The 22474-nt window shown below is 72.7% G+C and carries 21 protein-coding genes; 18 read left to right on the forward strand and 3 right to left on the reverse strand.

Translation table 11 applies throughout. From position 1 onward, the window contains the following. The first annotated feature begins 31 nt into the window (after nucleotides 1-31). The gene (locus tag ACFY4B_RS14550) at nucleotides 32-2389 is read left to right on the forward strand and encodes a chitinase C-terminal domain-containing protein (RefSeq protein WP_375874794.1); all 2358 of its coding nucleotides are present in this window, start codon (nucleotides 32-34) and stop codon (nucleotides 2387-2389) included. A 101-nt stretch (nucleotides 2390-2490) separates the two neighbouring features. Here ACFY4B_RS14550 and bcp read toward each other — a convergent pair whose 3' ends face one another. Then, a complete protein-coding gene (gene bcp / locus ACFY4B_RS14555) occupies nucleotides 2491-2964 on the reverse strand; it encodes a thioredoxin-dependent thiol peroxidase (protein ID WP_049655699.1) in 474 nt (157 codons plus the stop codon). Nucleotides 2965-3130: 166 nt separating this feature from the next. Here bcp and ACFY4B_RS14560 point away from each other — a divergent pair, with 166 nt between their 5' ends. The 3 genes from ACFY4B_RS14560 (at nucleotide 3131) to ACFY4B_RS14570 (ending at nucleotide 5317) form a co-directional block, all read left to right on the forward strand. Continuing rightward, nucleotides 3131-3472, forward strand: a complete 342-nt coding sequence (locus tag ACFY4B_RS14560) for a DUF3618 domain-containing protein (protein ID WP_049655697.1) — start codon at nucleotides 3131-3133, stop codon at nucleotides 3470-3472. Nucleotides 3473-3707: 235 nt separating this feature from the next. Further along, nucleotides 3708-4010 carry a co-chaperone GroES gene (locus tag ACFY4B_RS14565; RefSeq protein ID WP_049655715.1) on the forward strand — a complete coding sequence of 101 codons (303 nt, stop codon included), beginning with the start codon at nucleotides 3708-3710 and terminating at the stop codon, nucleotides 4008-4010. A 137-nt stretch (nucleotides 4011-4147) separates the two neighbouring features. Beyond that, entirely contained in the window at nucleotides 4148-5317 is a 1170-nt protein-coding gene (locus ACFY4B_RS14570; RefSeq protein ID WP_375874755.1) for a winged helix DNA-binding domain-containing protein, read from the forward strand. 19 nt (nucleotides 5318-5336) lie between these two features. Here the strand turns inward: ACFY4B_RS14570 and ACFY4B_RS14575 are convergent, their stop codons facing one another. Next, nucleotides 5337-7685, reverse strand: a complete 2349-nt coding sequence (locus ACFY4B_RS14575) for a transglycosylase domain-containing protein (RefSeq protein ID WP_375874754.1) — start codon at nucleotides 7683-7685, stop codon at nucleotides 5337-5339. Nucleotides 7686-7958: 273 nt separating this feature from the next. On the opposite strand from ACFY4B_RS14575, the gene ACFY4B_RS14580 reads away from it, so the two are divergent. The 13 genes from ACFY4B_RS14580 (at nucleotide 7959) to ACFY4B_RS14640 (ending at nucleotide 20753) form a co-directional block, all read left to right on the forward strand. After that, nucleotides 7959-8756: an ABC-2 family transporter protein gene (locus ACFY4B_RS14580; protein ID WP_074005053.1), complete on the forward strand. Its 798-nt coding sequence runs from the start codon at nucleotides 7959-7961 to the stop codon at nucleotides 8754-8756. After that, nucleotides 8749-9627, forward strand: a complete 879-nt coding sequence (locus tag ACFY4B_RS14585; protein ID WP_375874753.1) for an ABC transporter permease — start codon at nucleotides 8749-8751, stop codon at nucleotides 9625-9627. Before ACFY4B_RS14580 ends, ACFY4B_RS14585 begins: the two co-directional genes overlap by 8 nt. 34 nt (nucleotides 9628-9661) lie before the next feature. After that, entirely contained in the window at nucleotides 9662-10624 is a 963-nt protein-coding gene (locus ACFY4B_RS14590; RefSeq protein ID WP_049650304.1) for an ATP-binding cassette domain-containing protein, read from the forward strand. A 169-nt stretch (nucleotides 10625-10793) separates the two neighbouring features. After that, nucleotides 10794-12032 carry a glycosyltransferase gene (locus tag ACFY4B_RS14595; RefSeq protein ID WP_053111993.1) on the forward strand — a complete coding sequence of 413 codons (1239 nt, stop codon included), beginning with the start codon at nucleotides 10794-10796 and terminating at the stop codon, nucleotides 12030-12032. Beyond that, nucleotides 12029-13330 (forward strand): nucleotide sugar dehydrogenase, encoded by a 1302-nt coding sequence (locus tag ACFY4B_RS14600; protein WP_375874752.1) that lies wholly within the window; start codon nucleotides 12029-12031, stop codon nucleotides 13328-13330. The genes ACFY4B_RS14595 and ACFY4B_RS14600 overlap by 4 nt, the downstream gene beginning before the upstream one ends. Before the next feature lie 91 nt (nucleotides 13331-13421). After that, the gene (locus ACFY4B_RS14605; RefSeq protein ID WP_259316613.1) at nucleotides 13422-14717 is read left to right on the forward strand and encodes a DUF445 domain-containing protein; all 1296 of its coding nucleotides are present in this window, start codon (nucleotides 13422-13424) and stop codon (nucleotides 14715-14717) included. 135 nt (nucleotides 14718-14852) lie between these two features. Further along, nucleotides 14853-15893, forward strand: coding sequence for an adenosine deaminase (locus ACFY4B_RS14610; protein WP_375874793.1), 1041 nt, complete (start codon nucleotides 14853-14855; stop codon nucleotides 15891-15893). 178 nt (nucleotides 15894-16071) lie between these two features. Continuing rightward, entirely contained in the window at nucleotides 16072-16644 is a 573-nt protein-coding gene (locus ACFY4B_RS14615; RefSeq protein ID WP_387968090.1) for a toxin-antitoxin system HicB family antitoxin, read from the forward strand. Nucleotides 16645-16752: 108 nt separating this feature from the next. Continuing rightward, nucleotides 16753-17592 carry a DUF4097 family beta strand repeat-containing protein gene (locus ACFY4B_RS14620; RefSeq protein ID WP_049650301.1) on the forward strand — a complete coding sequence of 280 codons (840 nt, stop codon included), beginning with the start codon at nucleotides 16753-16755 and terminating at the stop codon, nucleotides 17590-17592. Continuing rightward, the gene (locus ACFY4B_RS14625; RefSeq protein ID WP_387968092.1) at nucleotides 17592-18563 is read left to right on the forward strand and encodes an ATP-binding cassette domain-containing protein; all 972 of its coding nucleotides are present in this window, start codon (nucleotides 17592-17594) and stop codon (nucleotides 18561-18563) included. The genes ACFY4B_RS14620 and ACFY4B_RS14625 overlap by 1 nt, the downstream gene beginning before the upstream one ends. 26 nt (nucleotides 18564-18589) lie before the next feature. After that, on the forward strand, nucleotides 18590-19363 hold the full coding sequence (locus ACFY4B_RS14630) for an ABC transporter permease (RefSeq protein ID WP_387968094.1): 774 nt from the start codon (nucleotides 18590-18592) through the stop codon (nucleotides 19361-19363). A gap of 152 nt (nucleotides 19364-19515) precedes the next feature. After that, complete coding sequence (locus ACFY4B_RS14635; RefSeq protein WP_387968096.1) at nucleotides 19516-20106, forward strand: hypothetical protein; 591 nt, start codon at nucleotides 19516-19518, stop codon at nucleotides 20104-20106. A gap of 83 nt (nucleotides 20107-20189) precedes the next feature. Further along, nucleotides 20190-20753: a hypothetical protein gene (locus ACFY4B_RS14640; RefSeq protein WP_387968098.1), complete on the forward strand. Its 564-nt coding sequence runs from the start codon at nucleotides 20190-20192 to the stop codon at nucleotides 20751-20753. 65 nt (nucleotides 20754-20818) lie between these two features. Here the strand turns inward: ACFY4B_RS14640 and ACFY4B_RS14645 are convergent, their stop codons facing one another. Beyond that, a complete protein-coding gene (locus tag ACFY4B_RS14645; RefSeq protein WP_198959475.1) occupies nucleotides 20819-21217 on the reverse strand; it encodes a hypothetical protein in 399 nt (132 codons plus the stop codon). A 441-nt stretch (nucleotides 21218-21658) separates the two neighbouring features. On the opposite strand from ACFY4B_RS14645, the gene ACFY4B_RS14650 reads away from it, so the two are divergent. Then, nucleotides 21659-22159, forward strand: coding sequence for a ricin-type beta-trefoil lectin domain protein (locus tag ACFY4B_RS14650; RefSeq protein WP_074005062.1), 501 nt, complete (start codon nucleotides 21659-21661; stop codon nucleotides 22157-22159). Nucleotides 22160-22474 lie beyond the last annotated feature (315 nt).

Genomic DNA, 22474 nt, shown 5'->3' on the forward strand with positions numbered 1-22474 from the left:
GCTCGCGGCGGCCTCGTTGGCCGGACTGCTGATGGCGACGCTGGGTGCGGCGCCCTCGCAGGCGTCGGCGGCCGTCGACAACGCGGCCTGTCGGCCCGACGGCCTGTACCAGACCCCCGGCGTGGACGTCCCGTACTGCTCCGTCTACGACACCAGCGGGCGCGAGAAGATGGGCGCGGACCACCAGCGCCGCATCATCGGCTACTTCACCGGCTGGCGCACCGGCAAGAACGGCGACGCCCCGTACCTGGCGACCGACATCCCCTGGGACAAGGTCACCCACCTCAACTACGCCTTCGGCCACGTCGGCGGCGACAACAAGCTCTCGGTCGGCACCGACGGCCCGACCAACGAGGCCACCGGGATCTCCTTCCCCGGCGTCCCCGGTGCCGAGCTGGACCCGAGCCTGCCGTACAAGGGCCACTTCAACCTGCTGACGAAGTTCAAGAAGCAGTACCCGAACGTCAAGACCCTGATCTCGGTGGGCGGTTGGACCGAGACCGGCGGCTACTTCGGGGACGACGGCAAGCGCGTCAACTCCGGCGGCTTCTACTCGATGACCGTCAACCCGGACGGCAGCGTCAACCAGGCCGGCATCGACACCTTCGCCGCCTCCTCGGTCGACTTCATCCGCAAGTACGGCTTCAACGGCGTCGACGTCGACTACGAGTACCCGACCTCGATGAAGGACGCCGGCAACCCGCTGGACTGGCAGCTCGCCAACGCCAAGCGCGGTTCGCTGGCCAAGGGTTACGCGGCGCTGATGAAGACCCTGCGCGAGAGCCTGGACAAGGCCGGCGCCGCCGACGGCAGGCACTACCTGCTGTCGGTCGCCGCCCCGTCCTCCGGCTACCTGCTGCGCGGCATGGAGACCTTCCAGGTGGCGAAGTACCTGGACTACGTCAACATCATGTCGTACGACCTGCACGGCGCCTGGAACAAGTACGTGGGCCCGAACGCCTCGCTGTACGACGACGGCAAGGACGGCGAGCTGGCCGCCGCCAACGTCTACGGCACCGGGCAGTACGGCGGCATCGGCTACCTGAACGCCGACTGGTCGTACCACTACTTCCGCGGCTCGATGCCCGGCGGCCGGATCAACGTCGGCCTGCCGTACTACACCCGCGGCTTCAAGAACGTGCAGGGCGGCACCAACGGCCTCTGGGGCACCGCCTCGGCGACCACCTGCCCGGCCGGCTCCGGCCTGACGGCCTGCGGTGACGGCGCGGTCGGCATCGACAACATCTGGAACGACAAGGACGACGCGGGCAAGGAGTCCCCGGCCGGGTCGAACCCGATGTGGCACGCCAAGAACCTGGAGAAGGGCATCCTGCCCGACTACCTGGCCAAGTACGGCGTCTCCGACACCGCGCTGCAGGGCACCTACACCCGCAACTACAGCTCCGCGCTGGTGGCGCCGTGGCTGTGGAACGACGCCAAGAAGGTGTTCCTCTCCACCGAGGACGAGCAGTCGGTGGGCGCCAAGGCGGACTACATCGTCAACCAGGGCGCCGGCGGCGCGATGATCTGGGAGCTCGCGGGCGACTACAAGTGGGACGCGGCCGCCAACGGCGGCAAGGGCGAGTACGTGCCCGGTTCGACGCTGACCTCGCTGATGTACGACAAGTTCAAGTCGGCGGCCCCGTACGGCGCGATCCGCGCGACGACCGCGCTGCCGCAGCAGACCCTGCCGATCGACGTGTCGTTCACCAACTTCGCGCTGGGCGACTCGAACTACCCGATCAACCCGAAGCTGCACATCGTCAACAACTCGACGCTGACCCTGCCGGGCGGCACCGAGTTCCAGTTCGACTACGGCAACTCGGCCCCGGGCAACGCCAAGGACCAGTCCGGCTTCGGCCTCCAGGTCATCAAGCAGGACAACCCGGGCCCGGGCAACGTGGGCGGCCTGAAGGGCACCTACAACCGGGTGTCGGTCAAGCTGCCGGGCTGGCAGTCGCTGGCGCCGGGCGCCTCGATCGACATGGACTTCGTCTACTACCTGCCGGTGTCCACGCCGTCGAACTGGACGGTCAACGTGGGCGGCACGCTGTACGGGATCAAGGGCGACCTGACCCGCGGCGCGGTGGACGGCGGCACGCCGACCCCGACCCCGACGCCGTCGCAGACGGCCACCCCGACGCCGACCCCCACGGGCACGCCGACCGGCACGCCGACGGCCACCCCGACCGGGACGCCGACGCCGACCGCGACCCCGACCTCGGGCACCTGCGCGGCCGCCCCGAGCTGGGACGCCGGCACCACCTACGCGACGCCCACCAAGGTCTCGTGGAAGGGCCACTACTACCAGAACAAGTGGTGGACCAAGGGCGACGACCCCGCGGCCAGCGGCTCGTGGGGCGTCTGGAGCGACCTCGGGACCTGCTGATCAGGGCGGTCCGCTGAGGTGAGGACGGCGGTGGCGGTGCACCCGGTCGGGGGGTGTGCCGCCACCGCTTCGTCGTACCGGCCGTGCTTACGCGCCGACGCTTACGCGCCGACCTTGAGGTCGCGCAGCAGCTTGGCGACGTGGCCGGTGGCCCGCACGTTGTAGAACGCGTGCTCGACCTTGCCGTGCTCGTCCACGACGATCGTGGAGCGGATGACGCCCAGGTAGGTGCGGCCGTAGTTCTGCTTCTCGCCGAAGGCGGCGTACGCCTCCAGCACCTCCTTGTCCGGGTCGGACAGCAGGGTGACCTTGAGGTTCTCGGCCTCGCGGAACTTGCCGAGCTTCTCCGGCTTGTCCGGGGAGATGCCGATGACGTCGTAGCCGGCGTCCGCGAGGACCTCCAGGTTGTCGGTGAAGTCGCAGGCCTGCTTGGTGCAGCCGGGCGTCAGGGCGGCGGGGTAGAAGTAGACGATGACCTTGCGGCCCGCGTGGTCGGCGAGGGACACCTGGTTGCCGTCGGCGTCGGACAGGCTGAAGGCGGGCGCGGTGTCGCCGGGCTGGAGACGCTCACTCACGGTCGTACTCTCCTGGATGCTGGGACGGGCGGTCGTACCACGGCAAACTTACCTCCGATGGTGGGTGGGGCCGCGCGACCGTGTGCGGCAGCTGACACACTGGGTCAGTCGCACCGATCGCAGGGATCGGATGGAACAACATCGGCGAGTGAATGGGGTGGCCCGAGTGGGCGAGGCGAGCACGCAGGACAAGTCGGCGCGGACGACCGCCCAGATCGAGGCGGACATCGAGCGGACGCGTGACCGGCTGGCGTCGACCCTGGACGAGCTGGCCGTCCGCGTCCACCCGAGCACGGTGACCGCCCAGGTCAAGGCCAAGGCGGTGGCCGCCGTCGAGGAGAAGACCGCCCGGGCGTACGTGGCCGCCAGCGGCGTGGTGGAGAAGGTCCGGGCGCAGTTCGTGGACGAGAAGGGGCAGCCGCGCCGCGAGCGGATCGTCCCGGCCGCGCTGGTCGGCGTGGGCCTGGTGCTGCTGGTCGCCTCGGCGCGCAAGCGCCGCAAGGGCTGAGCGCACAGCGGGACGGCGGGGCCGGGCGCGACGGGTGCCCGGCCTTTCGCGTGCCCGGGCTTCCGCGCGCCCGGCGCTCCGCCTGCCGGGCCTTCCGGATACCGGGCCAGCGTCACGCCCCGCGCCCGGGGGAGGTACCTTCGGGACCGTGAGTACGAACCACGAACCGACGCGCTCCGACGACGCGCAGGAGCCCGCCCGCCACGACCGGCTCGGCGAGAAGCTGCCGATCCGGATGCTGCACGACCGCGTGCTGGTGCGGATCGAGGGCGGCGAGGGCGAGCGCCGTTCGACCGGCGGCATCCTGATCCCGGCCACGGCGGAGCTGTCCAAGCGCTGTACCTGGGCGGAGGCCGTCGCGGTGGGCCAGAGCGTGCGCTCGGTGGAGCCCGGCGACCGGGTGCTGTACGACCCGGAGGACAAGCTGGAGGTCGAGGTCCGCGGCGCCACCTACGTGCTGCTGCGCGAGCGCGACCTGCACGCCGTCGCCGCCACCCGCTTCGGCGACACGGAGGGCTCGACCGGGCTGTACCTGTGACGGTCTGATCCGCTCCGTGCCCTGAGGTGCCCCCGACCCGGGTCGGGGGCACCGTGCTTTCGCGGCGGGGGTCCGCGACATGGCGGTCCGCCGCGGGGATCGGGGGCGTTGTCGGTGCCGCGCGCTAGGGTCCCGGCATGAGTGTGCCGGTGATCGGGGACGGGGAGCGTCGGGCCAGGCTGGGGCGGCGTCAGCTGCTGGCGCCGTCGGTGCGGGCGGCGCGGGTGGAGGACGTGGCCGACGCGGTGGTCGGGCTGCACGCGACGGACGCGGCCACGGTGTACCTGTCGGCCTGCGCGCGGCTGGCCGAGCCCTCGGCGGCGGAGGTGGACCGGGCGCTGTACGAGGACGTCTCGCTGGTGAAGCTGCTGTCGATGCGGCGGACGATCTTCGCGGTGACGGAGGGCCTGGCCCCGTACGTGAGTTCGGCGGCGGCGCGGGCGATCGCGGCGAAGGAGCGGGCGACGTTGCTGAAGCACCTGCGGGACCACGCCGAGGGCTGGGACGAGGCCCGGCTGGCGGAGGCGGAGCGCGAGGTGCTGGCCGCGCTGGCCGGGCGCGGCGAGGCGACGACCAAGGAACTCTCCGAGGACGTACCGCAGTTGCGCGAGACGATGCTGATGTCGGCGGGCAAGGCGTACGAGGCGCGGCAGAGCGTGGGCAGCCGGCTGCTGCGGCTGCTGGCCTCGGACGGGCACGTGCGCCGCTGCCGTCCGCGCGGGTCGTGGCTGAGCAGCAGCTACCCGTGGGCGCTGGTGCCGCAGTGGCCGGAGGTGCCGGTGCGGGAGGCGAAGGCCGAGGTGGTGCGGCGCTGGCTGGCGGCGTACGGGCCGGCGACGGTCGAGGACGTGAAGTGGTGGACGGGCTGGACGCTGGGGGACGTCCGCCGGGCGCTGGCCGATCTCGGGGCGCTGGACGTGGCGTTGGCCGACGGGGCGCCGGCCCTGGTGCTGCCGGGGGACGAGGGGCCGGTGGCGGAGCCGGAGCCGTGGGCGGCGCTGCTGCCCGCGCTGGACCCGGCGGTGATGGGCTGGCGCGGGCGGGACTGGTACCTGCGGCCGGAGGACGTGTCGGCGCTGTTCGACCGGGCGGGCAACGCCGGGCCGACGGTGTGGTGGTGCGGCGAGGTGGTGGGCGGCTGGACGCAGCGCGCGGACGGCGAGGTGGTGTGGCGGTTGTTCCGGGGGGCCGGGGCGGAGGTGGAGCGGGCGGTCGCGGCGGAGGCGGAGCGGTTGGCGGGCTGGCTGGGCGAGGTGCGGGTGACGCCGCGGTTCCGCACCCCGCTGGAGAAGGAGCTCAGGGGCTGACCGGGAGCCGATCGGGGGCTCAGGGCGTCGGGGGCGGCGGCGGTACCGGGTGGCTCGCGGGGCCGCCGGTGGCGCTGGGCAGGGCCGTGGGGCGGGTCGGCTGGACCAGGGTGGGCTTCGGGGTGGGGCTGGGCTGCTCCGGGTCGGTGGTCGTCGGCCTGGTGGCCTGCGGGCTGGGGGTGTTGGGGCCGGTGGGGGGCTGGCCGGTGGCGGCGGGGGCGCTGGGCGTGTGGCCGGCGGGCGTGCCGGGGGCCGGGTCGGTGGTGGTGGGTTCGCCGCCGGCGGCCGGGGCGGTGGTCGGGGTGGTGGCGCTGGGGCTGCTGCCAGCGGACACGCCGGGCCAGGGGGTGGCGGTGGTGGCGCCGTGTCCGGTCCGGAGGTCGAAGTCCTGGGTGGGGGTGCCGTCGAGGGCGGCGGCGGTGTAGGCGGTCCAGATCCGGGTGGGGAAGGCGCCGCCGTTGATCCGGCTGAGTCCGGCGGTGCCGGCCAGCGGTTCCTTGGCGTGGGTCTTCGGGTTCTCCCGGAACAGGCCGACGGTGGTGGCGAGTTCGGGGGTGTAGCCGGCGAACCAGGCGGAGAGGTTGGAGTCGGTGGTGCCGGTCTTGCCGGCGGCGGGGCGGCCGAGGTCGAGGGCGGCGGCGCCGGTGCCGCGCGGGCTGATGACGTCGCGCAGCACGTCGGTGACGGAGTCGGCGATCTCCCGGTCGAGGGCGTCGGTGGGGTTGTGCTCGGGCATCTTGGGGACGTCGACGGCGCCGCCGGGGTTGACGCGTTCGAGTTTGAGGACGGACCAGGGGGTGTGCGCCTGGCCGTGGTCGGCGAGGGTGGCGTAGGCGCCGGCCAGGTCGAGGGCGCTGGGGGTGGCGGTGCCGAGGGTCATCGAGGTGTTGGCCGGGTCCATGCCGCGGACGCTGTCGGGGATGCCGAGTCTGACGGCGGTCTCCCGGACGCGGGCGAGTCCGGCGTCCACGCCCTCCTGGGCGTACACGGAGTTGACGGACTTCACCATGGCGTAGCGCAGGGTGATGTTGCCGTAGTCGACGCCGTCCTCGTTGGGCGGGGCGTAGGGGGTGGGGCCGCCGGTGACGGGGCGTTCGCTGGTGCCGTCGTAGCGGGACTCGGTGGTGATCGGGCGGCCGTCGAGGTCGTGCTGGGCGACCAGGCCGGCGGCGAGGTCGATGGGCTTGAAGGTGGAGCCGATCTGGTTGTCCTGGCGCAGCGCGTCGTTGTAGGGCTGCTTGGCGTAGTCGGGGCCGCCGTAGACGGCGACGACCCGGCCGGTGGCGGGTTCGACGGAGGCGCCGGCGACCCGGACGTCGGTGTCGGTGGTGGGGCGGGCCTGGGGGTCGAGTTCGCCGGTGAGCTGCTCCTGGACGGCCTTGGCGAAGGCGTCCTGCCGGGGCTTGTCGAAGGTGGTGGTGATGCGCCAGCCGCCGGCCTTGAGGGTGGCGGCGTCGATGGTGCCGGAGGAGACGAGGTAGTCGTCGGCGACGCCGACCAGGTACCCGGCCTGGCCGGCGAGGCCGGTGGCGGGCTGGGGGTCGATCGGGTCGGGGAAGGTGGTGGCGGCGCGGTCGGCGGGGGTGAGGAAGCCGAGTTGGACCATGCCGTCGAGGGCGTAGTTCCAGCGGGCGACGGCCTTCTCGCGGTTGGCGGGGGTGGCGGTCTTGACGTCGTAGAGGCTGGGGGCCTGGAGCAGGGAGGCGAGGTAGGCGCCCTGGCCGAGGGTGAGTTGGGAGACGTCGACGCCGTAGTAGGCGTGGGCGGCGCTCTGGATGCCGTAGGCGCCGCGGCCGAAGTAGCTGCTGTTGAGGTAGCCGGCGAGGATCTCGCGCTTGTCGCGCTGCTGGTCGACCTTGAGGGCGATGAGCAGTTCGCGGCCCTTGCGCTCGATGGTGCGGTCCTGGGTGAGGTAGTAGTTCTTGACGTACTGCTGGGTGATGGTGGAGCCGCCCTGCATGCCCTTGCCGAGCAGGGTGTTCCAGCCGGCCCGGAGCATGCCCTTCAGGTCGATGCCGCGGTTCTGGTAGAAGGTGCGGTCCTCGGCGGAGACGACGGCCTGCTGGGTCGGGAGCGGGATCTGGTCGATGGTGACGTCGGTGCGGTTGACGGCGCCGGTGCGGGCGATCTCGGTGGTGCCGTCGGCGTAGAGGTAGATGTTGTTCTGGGCGACGGCGTGGGCGTTGGGGTCGGGCACCGGGACGATGACGTAGAGCACGGCGAAGCCGCCGGCGGCGAGCAGGAGCAGCGCGGTGAGGGTGCCGAGGGTGATCCGCCAGGTGGGCAGGAGCCGGCGCCAGAGCGGGAGGGCGCGGCGGGCCTCGCGGCGGGCGGCCCGTTTGGCCTGGCGGCGGGTGCTCAAGGTCATGCCGAGATTATCTGCTATTTGACGTCGGCTCAGGTCGGAAAAACCGGGTGCGGGTGGTGCGGGCCGGAGGTACGGTGAAAGGTGAAAACCGCATAGCGCACCGACTTTTCGGCGCACTGGCCTTCCAGTGCACCGGCTTTCCGGCGCACCGACTTCCGCAGCTCCGCCCGCCAGGCCCGGCACCCCCCGGGTACGGCCGGTCGGAGCCGCTGGGGCGTGCGCGGATGTCGAGGGGCGCCTCCCTCTGCCCACATTTGTCGACAAGGAGACAATATGCTCTACGCCGCCGTTGCCCGCGGCGCCTTCCGCCGCTACTCCACCTACCGGGCCGCCACCGTGGCCGGCACCTTCACCAACACCGTCTTCGGCATCATCCTGGCCTCCTCCTTCCTCGCCCTCTGGCAGGCCCGCCCCGGCCTCGGCGGCTACGACCAGAGCCAGGCCGTCACGTACATCTGGGTCAGCCAGAGCCTGCTGGTCACCGTCGCGGTGTGGGGCGGCGGCTTCCAGGACGACCTCCAGGACCGCTTCCGCAGCGGCGACATCGCCGTCGACCTCTACCGCCCGGTCGACTTCCAGGGCTGGTGGCTGGCCTCCGACCTCGGCCGGGCCGGCTTCCAGGCGCTGGTGCGCGGCACCGTGCCGATGCTGATCGGCGCGCTGGTGTTCCGCATCCGGCTGCCCGAACACCCGCTGACCTGGGCGTTCTTCCTGCTCTCGGCGCTGCTCGCGGTGATCGTCAGCTTCGGGCTGCGCTTCCTGGTCTCGATCACCGGCTTCTGGCTGCACGACTCGGAGGGGGTGCGCTCGGTGATGCTGGTGGTCTCGATGTTCTTCTCCGGGATGCTGCTGCCGGTCGCGCTGTTCCCCGGCTGGCTCGGCGACCTCGGCCGGGTGCTGCCCTGGTCGGCCCTGGTGAACGTCCCCACCGACGTCTTCCTGGAGCGGACCGGCGGCGCCGCGCTGCTCGGGGCGCTCGGCTTCCAGCTCGGCTGGGCGGCGGTGCTGCTCGCCGCCGGGCGGGGCGCCCAGTGGCTGGCCACCCGCAGGGTGGTGGTGCAGGGTGGCTGAGCAGCTCGTACGGGAGCCCCTCGGGCCCCGCGACTCCTTCGGGCCCCGCGAGCCCCTCGGGCCCCGCACCGCCTGGGCGCTGCGCTCCTGGTGGCTCTGCGCCCGGATGTGGATGCGTTCGATGATGGCCTACCGGGCCTCCTTCGCCCTGAACCTGGTGGCCAGCCTGGTCACCCACTCCCTCGACTTCGTGGTGCTGGTGATCATGTTCCGGCACACCGACCGGCTCGGCGGCTGGAGCCTGCCGGAGACCGCCTTCCTCTACGCCACCGCGGCCTTCTCGCTCGGCACGGCCAACCTGCTGGTCGGCTCGGCCGAGGGCCTGGGCGCGCGGATCAGGAGCGGCTCGCTGGACACCATGCTGATCCGGCCCGCGCCCGCGCTCTCCCAGCTGTGCGCGGAGCGCTTCTCGCTGCGCCGGCTCGGCCGCCCGCTCCAGGCCGTCGCCGTGCTGGTCTGGTCGCTGACCGCCCTGGACGTGCACTGGACCTGGGACCGGGTGCTGCTGGTGCCCGTCCTGCTGCTCTGCGGCACCGTCATCTTCGGCGCGGTCTACGTCGGCGGCGCCACCGTCCAGTTCTGGTGGGGCGAGTCCAAGGAGATCCAGAACTCCTTCACCTACGGCGGCGCGACCCTGCTGCACTACCCGCCGACGATCTTCGCCAAGGAGCTGGTCGCCGCGGTGGTCTTCGGCGTCCCGCTGGCCTTCGTCAACTGGCTGCCCACGCTGCGCATCCTCGACCGGCCCGACCCGCTCGGCCTGCCCACCGCCTTCCAGTTCGCCTCCCCGGTGGCCGCCGCGGTCTGCGTCCTCGCCGCCGGACTCGCCTGGCGGGCCGGGCTGCGCGCCTACCGCGGCACCGGCAGCTGAACCCCCCGCTTCGCTTCGCTTCGTGAGGAACCCCATGGCACTGATCGAACTGCAGGACGTCCACCGCACCTTCACCGTGCGGACCCGCACCGGCCGGTTCAGCCGGGCCAGGCGCGAGGTCCGCGCGGTGGACGGGCTCGGCTTCACCGTCGAGGCCGGCGAGTGCGTCGGCTACATCGGGCCCAACGGGGCCGGCAAGTCCACCACCATCAAGATGCTCACCGGCATCCTCGTTCCCAGCTCCGGACGGCTGCGGGTGGCCGGGGTCGACCCGGCCCGGGAGCGCGTCGCGCTGGCCCGCCGGATCGGCGTCGTCTTCGGCCAGCGCACCACCCTCTGGTGGGACCTGCCGCTGCGCGACTCCTTCGAGCTCGCCCGCCGGATCTACCGGATCCCGGACGCCCGGTACCGCGAGAACCTCGACCGCTGCGTCGAACTGCTCGACCTCGGCGGGCTGTTGGACACCCCGGTGCGCCAGCTCTCGCTCGGCCAGCGGATGCGCGGCGACCTCGCGGCGGCGCTGCTGCACGACCCCCGGGTGCTCTACCTGGACGAGCCGACCATCGGCCTGGACGTGGTCAGCAAGGGCCGGGTGCGGGAGTTCCTGCGCGAGGTCAACCGGGACCGGGGCACCACCGTGCTGCTCACCACCCACGACCTGACCGACATCGAGCAGCTCTGCGGCCGGGTGATGGTGATCGACCACGGCCGGCTGGTGTACGACGGCGGGCTGGAGGGGCTGCACGCCACCGGCCGCAGCGAGCGGACGCTGGTGGTGGACCTCGCGCAGGAACTCGGGCACCCGGTCGAGGTGCCCGGGGCCCGGGTCACCAGGGTCGAGGGGCCGCGCCAGTGGCTGGCCTTCCCGGCCCAGGAGAGCGCCGCGCCGATCGTGGCGGCGGTCGCCGCGCGCTACCCGCTGGTGGACCTGTCGGTGCGGGAGCCGGCCATCGAGGACGTGATCGCCCGGATGTACGCGGAGGTCGCGATCGGCTGACGGGTGCCGGACCGCGGTTCGCCTTCCCGGCCGTCGCTCACCCGTGCGACGGTCGGGGGTGCGTTCTGTTCCGCGTCACCGGTGTGGGTGATCGTCGTGACCCCCGGCCCCCACCGTGAGTTGACCCGGCATCACTCGCCGATGTCCGGAACCGGAGGCCCGCCACCCGATGGCCGTACCCGACGTGACCGTGGTGGTCGCGGTCTACAACACCATGCCGTACCTCACCGCCTGCCTGGACTCGCTGGTCGGGCAGTCCCTGGCGCCGGGGCGGCTGGAGGTGGTGGCGGTGGACGACGGCTCCACGGACGGCGGCGGGGAGCTGCTGGACGAGTACGCCGCCCGCCACCCCGGGCTGTTCACGGTGGTGCACCAGTCCAACTCGGGCGGCCCGGCCGGCCCGACCAACCGCGGCCTGGAGCTCGCCCGCGGCCGCTACGTGCTGTTCCTCGGCGCGGACGACTGGCTCGGCGAGGAGGCGCTGGAGCGACTGGTCACGGCCGCCGACGCCTGGGGCTCGGACGTGGTGGTGCCCAAGCAGGTCGGGGTGAACGGGCGGCTGGTGCCGCAGGGGATCTTCCACGCCGACGCCGAGTCGGTGGGCTTCGCCGACTCCGCGCTGGCCTGGGCGCTGGCCGACACCAAGCTGTTCCGGCTCGACCTCGTCCGGCGCCACGGGCTGCGCCGCGACGAGGGGTTGAAGGTCTTCTCGGACCAGCCGTTCACCCTGGAGGCCTGCCTGCGGGCGGCCAGGGTGTCCGTCCTCGCCTCCTACGACTGCTACTTCCTGGTGCTGCGCGAGGACCGGGGCAACGTCACCGAGCGGGCCGGGGTGCTGGACCGGCTGCGCGGGATCGCCGCGCTGCAGCAGGTGGCCGTCGAACTGGCCGAGCCGGGCGAGGAGTTGGACGCCATCCGGGCCCGCAGCTTCGGCTGGGACGTGCCCCGGCTGCTGCGGGAGGGCTTCCTGCTGCTGACCGCGGACATGCAGGAGCGGGTGTGCGTCGAGACCGCCCGGCTGGTCGAGCGGTTCGGTGCCCGCGAGGTGTACCACCGGCTGCCGGTCGCCGAGCGGGTGCGGCTCGAACTCGCCTGCGCGGTACGGCCGGAGGCGCTGCGCGACCAGGTCCGCTACGAGGCGGCGCACGGCGATCCGCCGGTGGTGGTGGACGGACGGCGGCAGTACGCGGGCTACCCGGCGTTCCGGGACGCCCGGCTCGGTCTGCCGGACGAGCTGTTCCTGCTGCGCGAGGAGGCGGCGGTGGCGGAGGTCGAGGCGGCCGCCGGGCCGCTGGACCTGGCGCGGCAGCTGTGGCGCGGTCTCGTCCCGGAGCAGGTGCGGCGCGGGCTGCGGAGGAACCCGGCGTGGCGCCGGCTGGCCGACTCGGTGAACGGAGGACGGGGATGAGCCTGGACGTCTGCGTGATCGGGCTGGGCAAGCTGGGCCTGCCACTGGCGGTGCAGTTCGCGCTGAAGGGCCACCGGGTGACCGGCGCGGACATCGCGCCGGGCGTGGTGGACAGCGTCAACCGGGGCGTGCCGCCGTTCCCCCGGGAGGCGGGCCTGGACCAGGCGCTCAAGCGGGTCGTCGCCGAGGGCCTGCTGCGGGCCACCACCGACACCACGGCCGCGGTCGCCCGGGCCGAGGCCGTCGTCGTGGTCGTCCCGCTGGTCACCGCCGCCGACGGCAGCCCGGACTTCGCCCTGCTGGACGCGGCCACCGACGCCGTCGCGGCCGGGCTGCGCCGGGGCACCCTGGTCAGCTACGAGACCACCCTGCCGGTCGGCACCACCAGGGAGCGCTGGGCGCCGCGACTGTCGGCCCGGTCGGGGCTCGCGGCCGGGACGGACTTCGCGCTGGTGTTCAGTCCGGAGCGGGTCCGCACCGGACGGGTCTTCGCGGATCTGCGGCGCTACCCCAAGCTGGTCGGCGGTCTGGACGCGTCCTCCACCCGGCGCGGCGCCGAGTTCTACCGGGCGGTGCTGGACTTCGACCCGCGCCCCGACCTGCCCCGGCCCAACGGCGTCTGGGAGCTGGCCTCGGTGGAGGCGGCCGAGTTCAGCAAGCTCGCCGAGACGACGTACCGGGACGTGAACATCGCGCTGGCCAACCAGTTCGCCCGCTACGCGGACGAGGTCGGGGTGGACTTCGCGGAGATCGCCGACGCCTGCAACTCGCAGCCGTACAGCCACCTGCACCGGCCGGGCATCGCGGTCGGCGGGCACTGCATCCCGGTGTACCCGCGGCTGTACCTGTGGAACGACCCGGGGGCGACGGTGGTCCGGGCGGCGCGCGAGGCCAACCTGGCGGTGCCGGGGTACGCGGTGGGCGTGCTGGCGGGCGCGGTGCCGGGCGGGATCGCCGGGCAGGGCGTGCTGGTGCTCGGCGCCTCGTACCGGGGCGGGGTCAAGGAGACGGCGTACTCCGGGGTGTTCCCGCTGGTCGAGGCGGTGCGGTCGGCGGGCGCGCGGCCGTACGTCAGCGACCCGCTGTACGAGGCGGAGGAGCTGGCGGCGCTCGGGCTGCCGCCGTACGGCGGGGAGCCGGTGGTGGCGGCGGTGCTGCAGGCGGACCACCCGGAGTACCGGGACCTGGCGCCGGTGGACCTGCCGGGGGTGAGGGTGCTGCTGGACGGGCGGCGGTGCACGGACCCGAAGCGCTGGGCGGGCGCGGAGGTGCGGCGGATGGTGCTGGGCGGGGAGTGAGGCCCCTCCTCGCCCGGCATGTGAGGCCCCCGGGGGCGCGTGATCGCGATGCGCGCCCCCGTCCGCGCCGGGCAACGGGCAGACTGGCGGGGTGAGTGACGATGCCTTCAGCGGGACCGGCCCCGGAGTCCGGTTCACCGCGGCCGACGAGGAGAAGAGACGCGGCGTCCGCCGGATGAAGACCATCGCGACCGGCCTGCTGGCCTTCGCGACCCTGGTCTTCGCCCTGGCCACCTGGGCCAAGGCGGCCGGCGCCGGCCCCTGGGCCGGGTACGTGGCGGCCGCCGCCGAAGCGGGCATGGTCGGCGCGCTGGCCGACTGGTTCGCGGTGACCGCGCTGTTCCGCCGGCCGTTCGGCCTGCCGATCCCGCACACCGCGATCATCCCGACCAAGAAGGACGCCTTCGGCCGCTCGCTCGGCGACTTCGTCGGCGAGAACTTCCTCTCCGGCCACGTGGTCCGCGGCCGCCTGGCGGCGCTCGGCATCGGCCGCCGGCTGGGGGAGTGGCTGGCCGCGCCGGGCAGCGCCGAGCGGGTCACCAAGGAGGCCTCGGCGGCGCTGCGCGGCCTGCTCGCGGTGCTCCGCGACGACGACGTGCGGGCGGTGGTCGCCGAGGCGGTGACCAGGCGGGCCGCGGCCACCTCGGTGGCCGAGCCGATGGGCCGGATGCTCGGCAAGGTGGTCGCGGACGGCGGGCACCACGGGGTGGTGGACCTGGTCGCCGTCCGGGCGCACGGCTGGCTGACCACCAACCACGAGGAGGTGGTCCAGAAGGTCACCCAGAAGACCCCGGGCTGGACGCCCAGGTTCATCGACCACCAGGTCGGCGAGCGGGTCTACAAGGAGCTGATGCGGTTCGTCACCGAGATCCGGGACGACCCGGACCACCCGGCCCGCGGCGCGATCGACAACTTCCTCGCCGACTTCGCGACCGAGCTGCAGACCGACCCGGAGACCATCGCCCGGGTCGAGCGGGCCAAGGGCGAACTGCTGGCCCGCCCCGAGGTGCAGGACCTGATCAACTCCACCTGGGCGGCCGTGCGCACCCTGGTGATGGGCGCGGCCGAGGACGAGGACAGCGAACTGCGCCGGCGCATCCGCGACGGCGTGCGCCGCTTCGGCGAGCGCCTGGCCACCGACCCCAAGCTCCAGGCCAAGGTGGACGGCTGGCTCCAGGACGCCGCCCAGTACCTGGTCGACACCTACCGCACCGAGATCACCTCGCTGATCTCCGAGACGGTGGCGGGCTGGGACGCCGACGACGCCTCCCGCAAGATCGAGGCCAACGTCGGCCGCGACCTCCAGTTCATCCGGATCAACGGCACCGTGGTCGGCGCCCTGGCCGGGCTGCTGATCCACACCGTGGCGGTCGCGCTCGGGGGGTGATCCGGGGACGGCGCCCCCGGCGTGGGCCTATCCTGGGCCGAACTTCGCGATACGCGCGTAGAAGCACGGAGAAGGAAGAAGGGAACCACCGTGGTCCAGCCGGACGGAAGTCGGATCGTCCCCCACACCAGCCGGATCGGCTCCACCGACCGGAGCATCGAGGCGTTCATCGCCGGGATGCCCAAGGCGGAGCTGCACGTCCACCACGTCGGCTCGGCCTCGCCGCGCGTCGTCGCGGAGCTGGCCGCCCGGTACGCCGGGAACTCCAAGGTGCCGACCGACCCGGCGGCGCTCGCCGAGTACTTCACCTTCACCGACTTCGCGCACTTCATCGAGGTCTACCTCAGCGTGGTGGACCTGGTCCGGGACGCCGAGGACGTCCGCGCGCTCACCTACGGCGTGGCCGAGGACATGGCCCGGCAGAACATCCGGTACGCCGAGCTGACCATCACCCCGTACTCCTCGGTCCGCCGGGGCATCCCCGAGGTCGCCTTCATGGAGGCGATCGAGGACGCCCGGCTGCGCGCCGAGAAGGAGCTCGGCGTGGTGCTGCGCTGGTGCTTCGACATCCCGGGCGAGGCCGGGCTGCGGTCCGCCGAGGAGACCGCCCGGCTGGCCACCGAGCTGGGCCCCGAGGGCCTGGTCAGCTTCGGCCTGGGCGGCCCGGAGATCGGCGTGCCGCGCCCGCAGTTCAAGCCGTACTTCGACCGGGCCCGGGCGGCCGGCCTGCACAGCGTGCCGCACGCGGGCGAGACCACCGGGCCGGAGACGGTCTGGGACGCGATCCGGATGCTCGGCGCCGAGCGCATCGGGCACGGCACCCAGGCGGTGAAGGACCCGGCGCTGCTCGATCACCTGGGCGAGCACCGCATCCCGCTGGAGGTCTGCCCGACCTCCAACATCGCCACCCGGGCCGTGGAGCGGATCGAGGACCACCCGATCAAGCGGATGGTGGACGCCGGACTGCTGGTGACGGTCAACAGCGACGACCCGCCGATGTTCGGCACCGACCTCAACACCGAGTACGCGGTGGCGGCGCGGCTGCTGGGCCTGGACGAGGCCGGGGTGGCGGGGCTGGCCCGCAACGCCGTCGAGGCCTCCTTCCTGGACGGGGCGGGCAAGACCCGGCTGACCGGGGAGATCGACGCCTACCTGGCGGGCTGGCAGCAGGCCTGACCGTCCCGCGGTCCGCGTTTCCCCTGGTGAACCGCCCCGTCGACCCCCTCGTTCCCGGGGGTCGGCGGGGCGGTTCCGTGTTCCGGCATGGGTTGGCGCCACCGCCGTTCGGGTGATGGCGCCACAGTGGTGCCATAAATGCTCGACATGGTGCCATCGCTGTGCCATGCTTACGGCCATGGACCTCACGCCATATGTGGAAAACCTCCGGAACGAGCTCGCGGTGGCCGCCGCCACCGGCGGGGACGAAGCCCGCGCGCTGGCCGAGCGGCTGACGCTCCCGCTGGAGTCGGCCGTGCGGCTCACCCTGCTCAACGCGCTGTCGGCGGCCATGGGAGAAGTCACCCGCGACCTCGCCCCCGGCTCGGTGGACGTGCGCCTGCGCGGACTCGACCCGGAGTTCGTGGTGACGGCGCCGCCCGGATCGGATGCCTTCCACGGCGATATGGCGCCACCGCCGGCACCGGTGGCACCAGTCGTGCCGCCCGTGGTGCCACCGGTGGTGCCTCCGGTGGCGTCGGAGTCGGACGAGACGGGCACCGCCCGGATCAACCTCCGGCTGCCCGCCCACCTCAAGGCCCGGGCGGAGGAGGCCGCCGTCGAGGCCGGCCTCTCGCTCAACGCCTGGCTGGTCCGGGCCCTGGCCGGCGCCCTGGAGGGCGGTGAGCCGGCCCGCCGGCCGGTCGCCGACCCGGGCAGCCGGGTCCCGCGCAGCATCGGCGGCCAGGGCTTCACCGGCTGGGTCCACTGACAGCTCCGTAGCGCCCGCAGCACCTCCCGCACCACCTTCTGCACCTTCGACGTCACCCCCGCTCCGACCAGCGGGGACACCCACACGAGTCAAGAGGACGGGACAGCCATGCCTACGTACGAGACCGACGGACCGATCTCCGCCATCCTCGAGTTCGACATCGGCTCGGTCTGGATCAAGGCGAGCAAGCGCACCGACGCCGTGGTCGAGGTCCGGCCCGCCAACCCGGCCAAGGAGGCGGACGTCAAGGCCGCCGAGCAGACCCAGGTCGACTTCTCGGGTGGCCGGCTCGGCATCAAGGCCCCCAAGCAGCGCTCCGTCTTCAGCGGCAAGAAGGGCGCGGTCGAGATCCTGGTCGAGCTGCCGGTCGGCTCCGAGGTCCACAGCGAGTCCCCGATGGCCGAGTTCGTCACCGAGGGGGCGCTCGGCGCCTGCCGGCTGAAGACCTCGCTCGGCCGGATCCAGGTCGAGCACGCCGACAGCGCCCGGCTCGACAGCGGCTTCGGGGACATCCGGCTCGGGGGGACGGCCTGGGACGCCGAGGTCTCCGGAGCCGGCCGGATCGAGATCGGCTCCGTCGGCGGCCGGCTGACGGTCAAGAACAGCAGCGGCGACACCGAGATCGACGAGGTCCGCGGCGAGCTGCACGCCAACGCCTCCAACGGGCGGATCCACGTTGGTCAGGCCGAGGGGAACGTGACCGCCAAGTCGGCGCACGGCCACATCCGGGTCGGCCGGGTGGTCCGCGGCCAGGTCACCCTGCAGACCAGCGTGGGGGACGTGGAGGTCGGCATCGCGGAGGGCACGGCGGCCTGGCTCGACGTGCACAGCAAGGTCGGCGGCGTCCGCAACGACCTCGGCCCCACCAAGGGCCCGGGCGACGCGGTGGAGACGGTCGAGGTCCGCGGCCGCACCCAGGTCGGCAACGTCATCGTCCGGCGGGCGTGATGGCGGCGAACGCGGCGGCCCCGGCGGACGTGGCGGTCCGTTCGCTCCCGGCGGTCTCGGCGACGGGGCTCACCAAGTCCTACGGGGACAAGGCGGTCCTGCGGGGCATCGACCTGGAGATTCCGGCGGGCAGCGTGTTCGCCCTGCTCGGGCCCAACGGCGCCGGCAAGACCACCACCGTGCAGATCCTCTCCACCCTGATCCCCGCCGACGGCGGCTCGGCCCGGGTGGCCGGGCACGACGTGGAACGCGAGGCGGACGGGGTGCGGAAGGCGATCGGGGTGACGGGCCAGTTCTCCGCGGTGGACAACCTGCTCACCGCCGAGGAGAACCTGCTGCTGATGGCCGACCTCAACCACCTCCGCCGTCGGGAGGGGCGGAGGCGGGCCGAGGAGCTGATGCGGCGCTTCGACCTCACCGAGGCCTCCCGCGAGGCCGTCACCACCTTCTCCGGCGGCATGCGGCGCAAGCTCGACCTCGCGATGACCCTGGTCGGGGACCCGAAGGTGATCTTCCTGGACGAGCCGACCACCGGGCTGGACCCGCGCAGCCGGCGCACCATGTGGGAGATCATCCGGAGCCTGGTCGCCGACCACGGGGTGACGATCTTCCTCACCACCCAGTACCTGGAGGAGGCCGACCAACTCGCCGACCGGATAGCCGTCCTGGACGGCGGCCGGATCGTCGCCGAGGGCACGGCCGAGGAGCTGAAGCGGTACGCCCCCGGCGGGCGGATCCGGCTCCGGTTCACCGACGCCGGCTCGCTGGCCGCCGCCGCCGTCCTGTTCCCGTACGCCACGGCCGACACCGAGGCGCTGCGGCTGGAGATCCCGGGGGACAACTCCGTCCTCACGGTGAAGGCCGTGCTGGACGCCCTCGACAACGCGTCCGTGCAGGCCGAGTCGCTGGTCGTGGAGACGGCCGACCTGGACGACGTGTTCCTGCAACTGACCGGGGAGGGCTCGCGATGAGCACGGCCACGCACACGGCCACGCGTATGGCCACCAGTACCGCCGGCCAGGCGCTCGGCGACTCGCTGACCATGCTGCGCCGCAACCTCAAGCACGCGCTGCGGTACCCGTCCCTGACCTTCGCGGTCGTGGTGATGCCGGTCATGATGCTGCTGCTCTTCAACTACGCCTACGGCAGCACGCTGGGCGCCGGCATCGGCGGCGGCCACTACATCGACTACGTCACGCCCGGCATCGTGCTGATGGCGGCCACGTCCGGGGCGCTGGTCACCGCGATCGGCATCTGCACCGACATGACCGAGGGCATCGTCAACCGCTTCCGCACGATGGCGATCTCGCGCTCCGCCTTCCTGGCGGGGCACGTGGTCGGCAGCGTCATCCAGACCATGATCGGGCTGGTGCTGGTGGTCGGCACGGCCCTCGCGATGGGCTTCCGGCCCAACGCCGGACCAGTGGAGTGGCTGGCCGCGGCCGGGCTGCTGCTCTTCCTCACCATCGCCCTGACCTGGATATCGGCCGGCATCGGCCTGGTGGCCAAGACGGTCGAGAGCGCCAGCAACATGCCGATGCCGCTGCAGTTCCTGCCCTTCATCGGCAGCGCCATCGTGCCGACGGACTCCATGCCCACGGCGCTGCGCTGGTTCGCCGAGTACCAGCCCTTCACGCCCATGATCGAGACCCTGCGCGGGCTGCTGCTGGGCACCGGGATCGGCACCAGTGCCTGGATCGCCCTCGCCTGGTGCACCGCGCTGACGCTGGTCGGCTACTTCTGGTCGCGGAGCGTCTTCTACCGGCGGTGACGGGGGTATCGCCGGTGCGCCGAGTGACCAGCGCCGGGTGACCAGCGCGGAGTGACCAGGCCGGGCGGCCCGGACAGCGGAGCACCCGCCGTCCGGGCCGCCCGGCACCCCCGTAGTAAAGTCCCGGCAAAGGGCAACTCCGGGGGGAGCAAATGACGGTGACGCGCCGCGGGCAGGTCGTCTGGTGGCTCCGTGGCGCGGCGCTGGCGGCCTTCCTGGTGTACCTGCCGGGCTACTTCTCCTCCCGCCAGGGCGGGCTGGTCGAGGTCGAACGCTGGCTGAACCACCCGGTGCTGCTGCTCGGCACGGCCGTCACCCTGGCCATGGCCTCGGCGGTGGCCCAGGTCGAGTTCCGCACCAGGTGGGCGCAGATCGGTTTCGCGGCCGTCCTGTCGCCGCTGCTCGTCATCGGGGCGGCGGTCGGCGGCCTGGCGTACGTCTTCGGCGGCGACGGCCGGCTGGTCGACCGCAAGCCCGACCCGAGCCGCTCCGACCACGTGCTGAGCGTCACCGACGTCGCCTTCTCGATCGATCCGGTCTACCGGGTGGAGCTGGTGGCCGGCACCGGCTGGTCGGCCCGTCACTGGGGCCTCGGCACCTGGGAGGAGGAGGACGGCTTCGTCAGGGCCGAGTGGTCCGGTCCGGGCCGGATCACGGTGACCTTGGAGAAGGAGATCGAGGTCTTCACCGTGGGCGAGGACGGGACGCCGGCCGGCCCGTCGTCCACGCCCCGGCCGCGGTAGCGGGCCTGTAGTAGGGTCCGCGCCAACGTTCGGTCAAGAACCGCCGGGGGGCGAAGGTGACAGCGGTACGCCGCAGAAGGATCGTGTGGGGGCTCGGAGGGGCGGCGCTCCTGGCGCTGCTGGCCTACGCGGTGGGTCGGTACGAGTCCCGGTCGGGAGGGCTCGTGGTGGTCGAGCGCTGGCTCGACCACCCGGTCCTGCTGGTCGGGACGGCGGTCGTGCTGACCGCCGTCGCGTTGTACATCGGGATGGAGTTCCGGACCTGGGTGTCGCAGATCGGCTGCGCCGTCGCCATGGTGGCACTGGTCTTCGGTGGGCCGCTGATCGTGTTCCTGGCGCTCGTGAGCAGCGAGGGGCGGACCGCGCGGACGGCCGCCCCGGGCCACCCGGACCGGGTGCTGACCATGACCAACGTGGCCTCGATCGATCCGGTCTACCGGGTGGAGCTGGTGGCCGGCAGCGGCTGGTCGGCCCGCCACTGGAGCATGGGGATCTGGGACACCCGGGGCGGCGACTTCGTGCGCGCCGACTGGTCCGGCCCGGACCGGATCACCATCACCGGCCGCAAGAAGCTCACGGTCTTCGACGTCCACCCGGACGGCAGCCTGAGCGCGCCCCGGGAGGAGCCCAAGCCCCCGGAGGGCTGAGTCCGGCCCGGCCCTCCTCCGAAGTCCGGGGGAGGGCCGGGGCGTTCGGGCTCAGCGGGGCGGTGTCACCACGTGTCGATGTGCATCGTGTTGGCCGCGTTGTGGATGGCGTTGTAGTGCGGGATCGACATGTCGGACCTCTTCTGGCTCGCCGGCAGGTTCTTGTCGGCGGCGCGGAACTCGTCGCGGGCCTCCGCCAGCAGGCTGACGCCGTGGGAGACCGGGACGTCCTTCGTACCGTGCGCCGGGTGGGACTTGGCGGCCGTCTTGCTGCCGGCGTTGATCAGGGTGCCGCGGGCCTGGTTGTAGTCGGCCACCTTGATCGTCTTCGGGTTGCGGAGCTCCGCCTGCACCCCCGCGGTCGGCGGCGTCTGCTCGGCGGCCAGGGCGGCGGGAGCGGCGGCGGTGGTGAGCGCACCCGTCACGATGACGGTGGCGAGGGCGTTGCGGAGGGTCCTGTGCATGAGGGTGTCCTTCCGATAAGAAAGCATCAAGGATTTCGCGCCCGCCGTGATGATGAAACGGTCGGGATGCGAACGTCTCGGCCCTACCCCGGCCCCCGGTGGCGGAAAACCGGCTTCCGTTCCGGGAATTCGCAGAGGATGAGATCAGGCCTTTTTCTGATCATGCGCCAATATGATTGGTGCAATGGGGCGATGGGGAATCACCGGCCCTGCCCCGGTGCCGCGAGCGCGCCGTCCAGGCTCGGCCGAGGGACTGCGCCGGGGGGAGGGGGAGCCCGGGCGCGGCCCCGCGCTGCGGCAGACGGGGCAATGCGATTCGTACGCTGACTCCACCCGGGTTACTCGGCGTTGCGGGGGCCCGGTGCGGGTGGTTCCCTCGCGTTCGTGACCGGAAGTGCGGTCACGCGATTCGAGGAATCACCCTCGCAGAAGGAGAGATCCTTGTTCAGCATCAAGAAGGCGGCCGTCGTCACGGCCGCCGCCCTGGCCGTCGCCGGCTCGGTGGGCGCGGCGGAGCCCGTCAAGGCGGGCGGAGTGCGGGGCCCGGGCCAGGAAGTGCGCTTCTTCAACGAGGCCGTGAACGGCTTCCTGGACTCGGCCAAGCACGGGCCCGTCGCCATCACCTGGCAGGCCAACGGCACGGAGTGGCAGAACTGGGTCCTCCGCCCGACCTCCAACGGGTACCTGGTCGAGGCCAAGGCGAAGCCGGACAAGTGCCTCCAGGCGATCATGAAGCCCGGCTCGGAGGTCCCGCTCGTTCCGTGCAACGTCGACGTCCCGACCCAGCACTGGCAGCTCGACCGGGCGGGCGACAAGTACGTCATCGCCGAGGCCACGGACGAGGACTACGTCATCGCGGCACAGGGCAACGACAGCCCCGTGGTGAAGGCGCTCCGCGACAACAGCCCGCGTCAGCTCTGGGACGTGGTGTCCCCGAACTGACCGACCGATGGTCTGAGGGTTCCCGCCGGATCCGCCTCCCTCCGGCCGGGTCGTCGATGTGTTCCTGATGGCGGCCCGACCGGAGTGAACCGGATCGCGGCGGTGAAGGAGGGCCGGGCGATCTGCCACACTCTTGCCCACTCTCGCCGACGCGGACGGAGTGTGGATGGAAGAGCAGAGGAACGGTTCAGGGGCGGGCCCGGCGGCAGGCTGGCGTCGGCCCCGGAGGACGCGGGGGGCGCGGGGGCGGAGAACTCCGCAGGCCAGGGCCCCGTCCAGCCGGTCATGTTGGAGGTAGAGAAGAACGCCGAAGGA

It is taken from the genome of Kitasatospora sp. NPDC001261 (assembly GCF_042896795.1).
GTDB lineage: Bacteria > Actinomycetota > Actinomycetes > Streptomycetales > Streptomycetaceae > Kitasatospora.

Coding starts and splice junctions, on each gene's coding strand:
- ACFY4B_RS14550 (WP_375874794.1), top strand. CDS start 32: ATGGCGACGCTGGGTGCGGCGCCCTCGCAGGCGTCGGCGGCCGTCGAC.
- ACFY4B_RS14565 (WP_049655715.1), top strand. CDS start 3,708: ATGCTGCACGACCGCGTGCTGGTGCGGATCGAGGGCGGCGAGGGCGAG.
- ACFY4B_RS14570 (WP_375874755.1), top strand. CDS start 4,148: ATGAGTGTGCCGGTGATCGGGGACGGGGAGCGTCGGGCCAGGCTGGGG.
- ACFY4B_RS14575 (WP_375874754.1), bottom strand. CDS start 7,685: ATGACCTTGAGCACCCGCCGCCAGGCCAAACGGGCCGCCCGCCGCGAG.
- ACFY4B_RS14580 (WP_074005053.1), top strand. CDS start 7,959: ATGCTCTACGCCGCCGTTGCCCGCGGCGCCTTCCGCCGCTACTCCACC.
- ACFY4B_RS14590 (WP_049650304.1), top strand. CDS start 9,662: ATGGCACTGATCGAACTGCAGGACGTCCACCGCACCTTCACCGTGCGG.
- ACFY4B_RS14595 (WP_053111993.1), top strand. CDS start 10,794: ATGGCCGTACCCGACGTGACCGTGGTGGTCGCGGTCTACAACACCATG.
- ACFY4B_RS14600 (WP_375874752.1), top strand. CDS start 12,029: ATGAGCCTGGACGTCTGCGTGATCGGGCTGGGCAAGCTGGGCCTGCCA.
- ACFY4B_RS14615 (WP_387968090.1), top strand. CDS start 16,072: ATGGACCTCACGCCATATGTGGAAAACCTCCGGAACGAGCTCGCGGTG.
- ACFY4B_RS14620 (WP_049650301.1), top strand. CDS start 16,753: ATGCCTACGTACGAGACCGACGGACCGATCTCCGCCATCCTCGAGTTC.
- ACFY4B_RS14625 (WP_387968092.1), top strand. CDS start 17,592: ATGGCGGCGAACGCGGCGGCCCCGGCGGACGTGGCGGTCCGTTCGCTC.
- ACFY4B_RS14630 (WP_387968094.1), top strand. CDS start 18,590: ATGGCCACCAGTACCGCCGGCCAGGCGCTCGGCGACTCGCTGACCATG.
- ACFY4B_RS14635 (WP_387968096.1), top strand. CDS start 19,516: ATGACGGTGACGCGCCGCGGGCAGGTCGTCTGGTGGCTCCGTGGCGCG.
- ACFY4B_RS14645 (WP_198959475.1), bottom strand. CDS start 21,217: ATGCACAGGACCCTCCGCAACGCCCTCGCCACCGTCATCGTGACGGGT.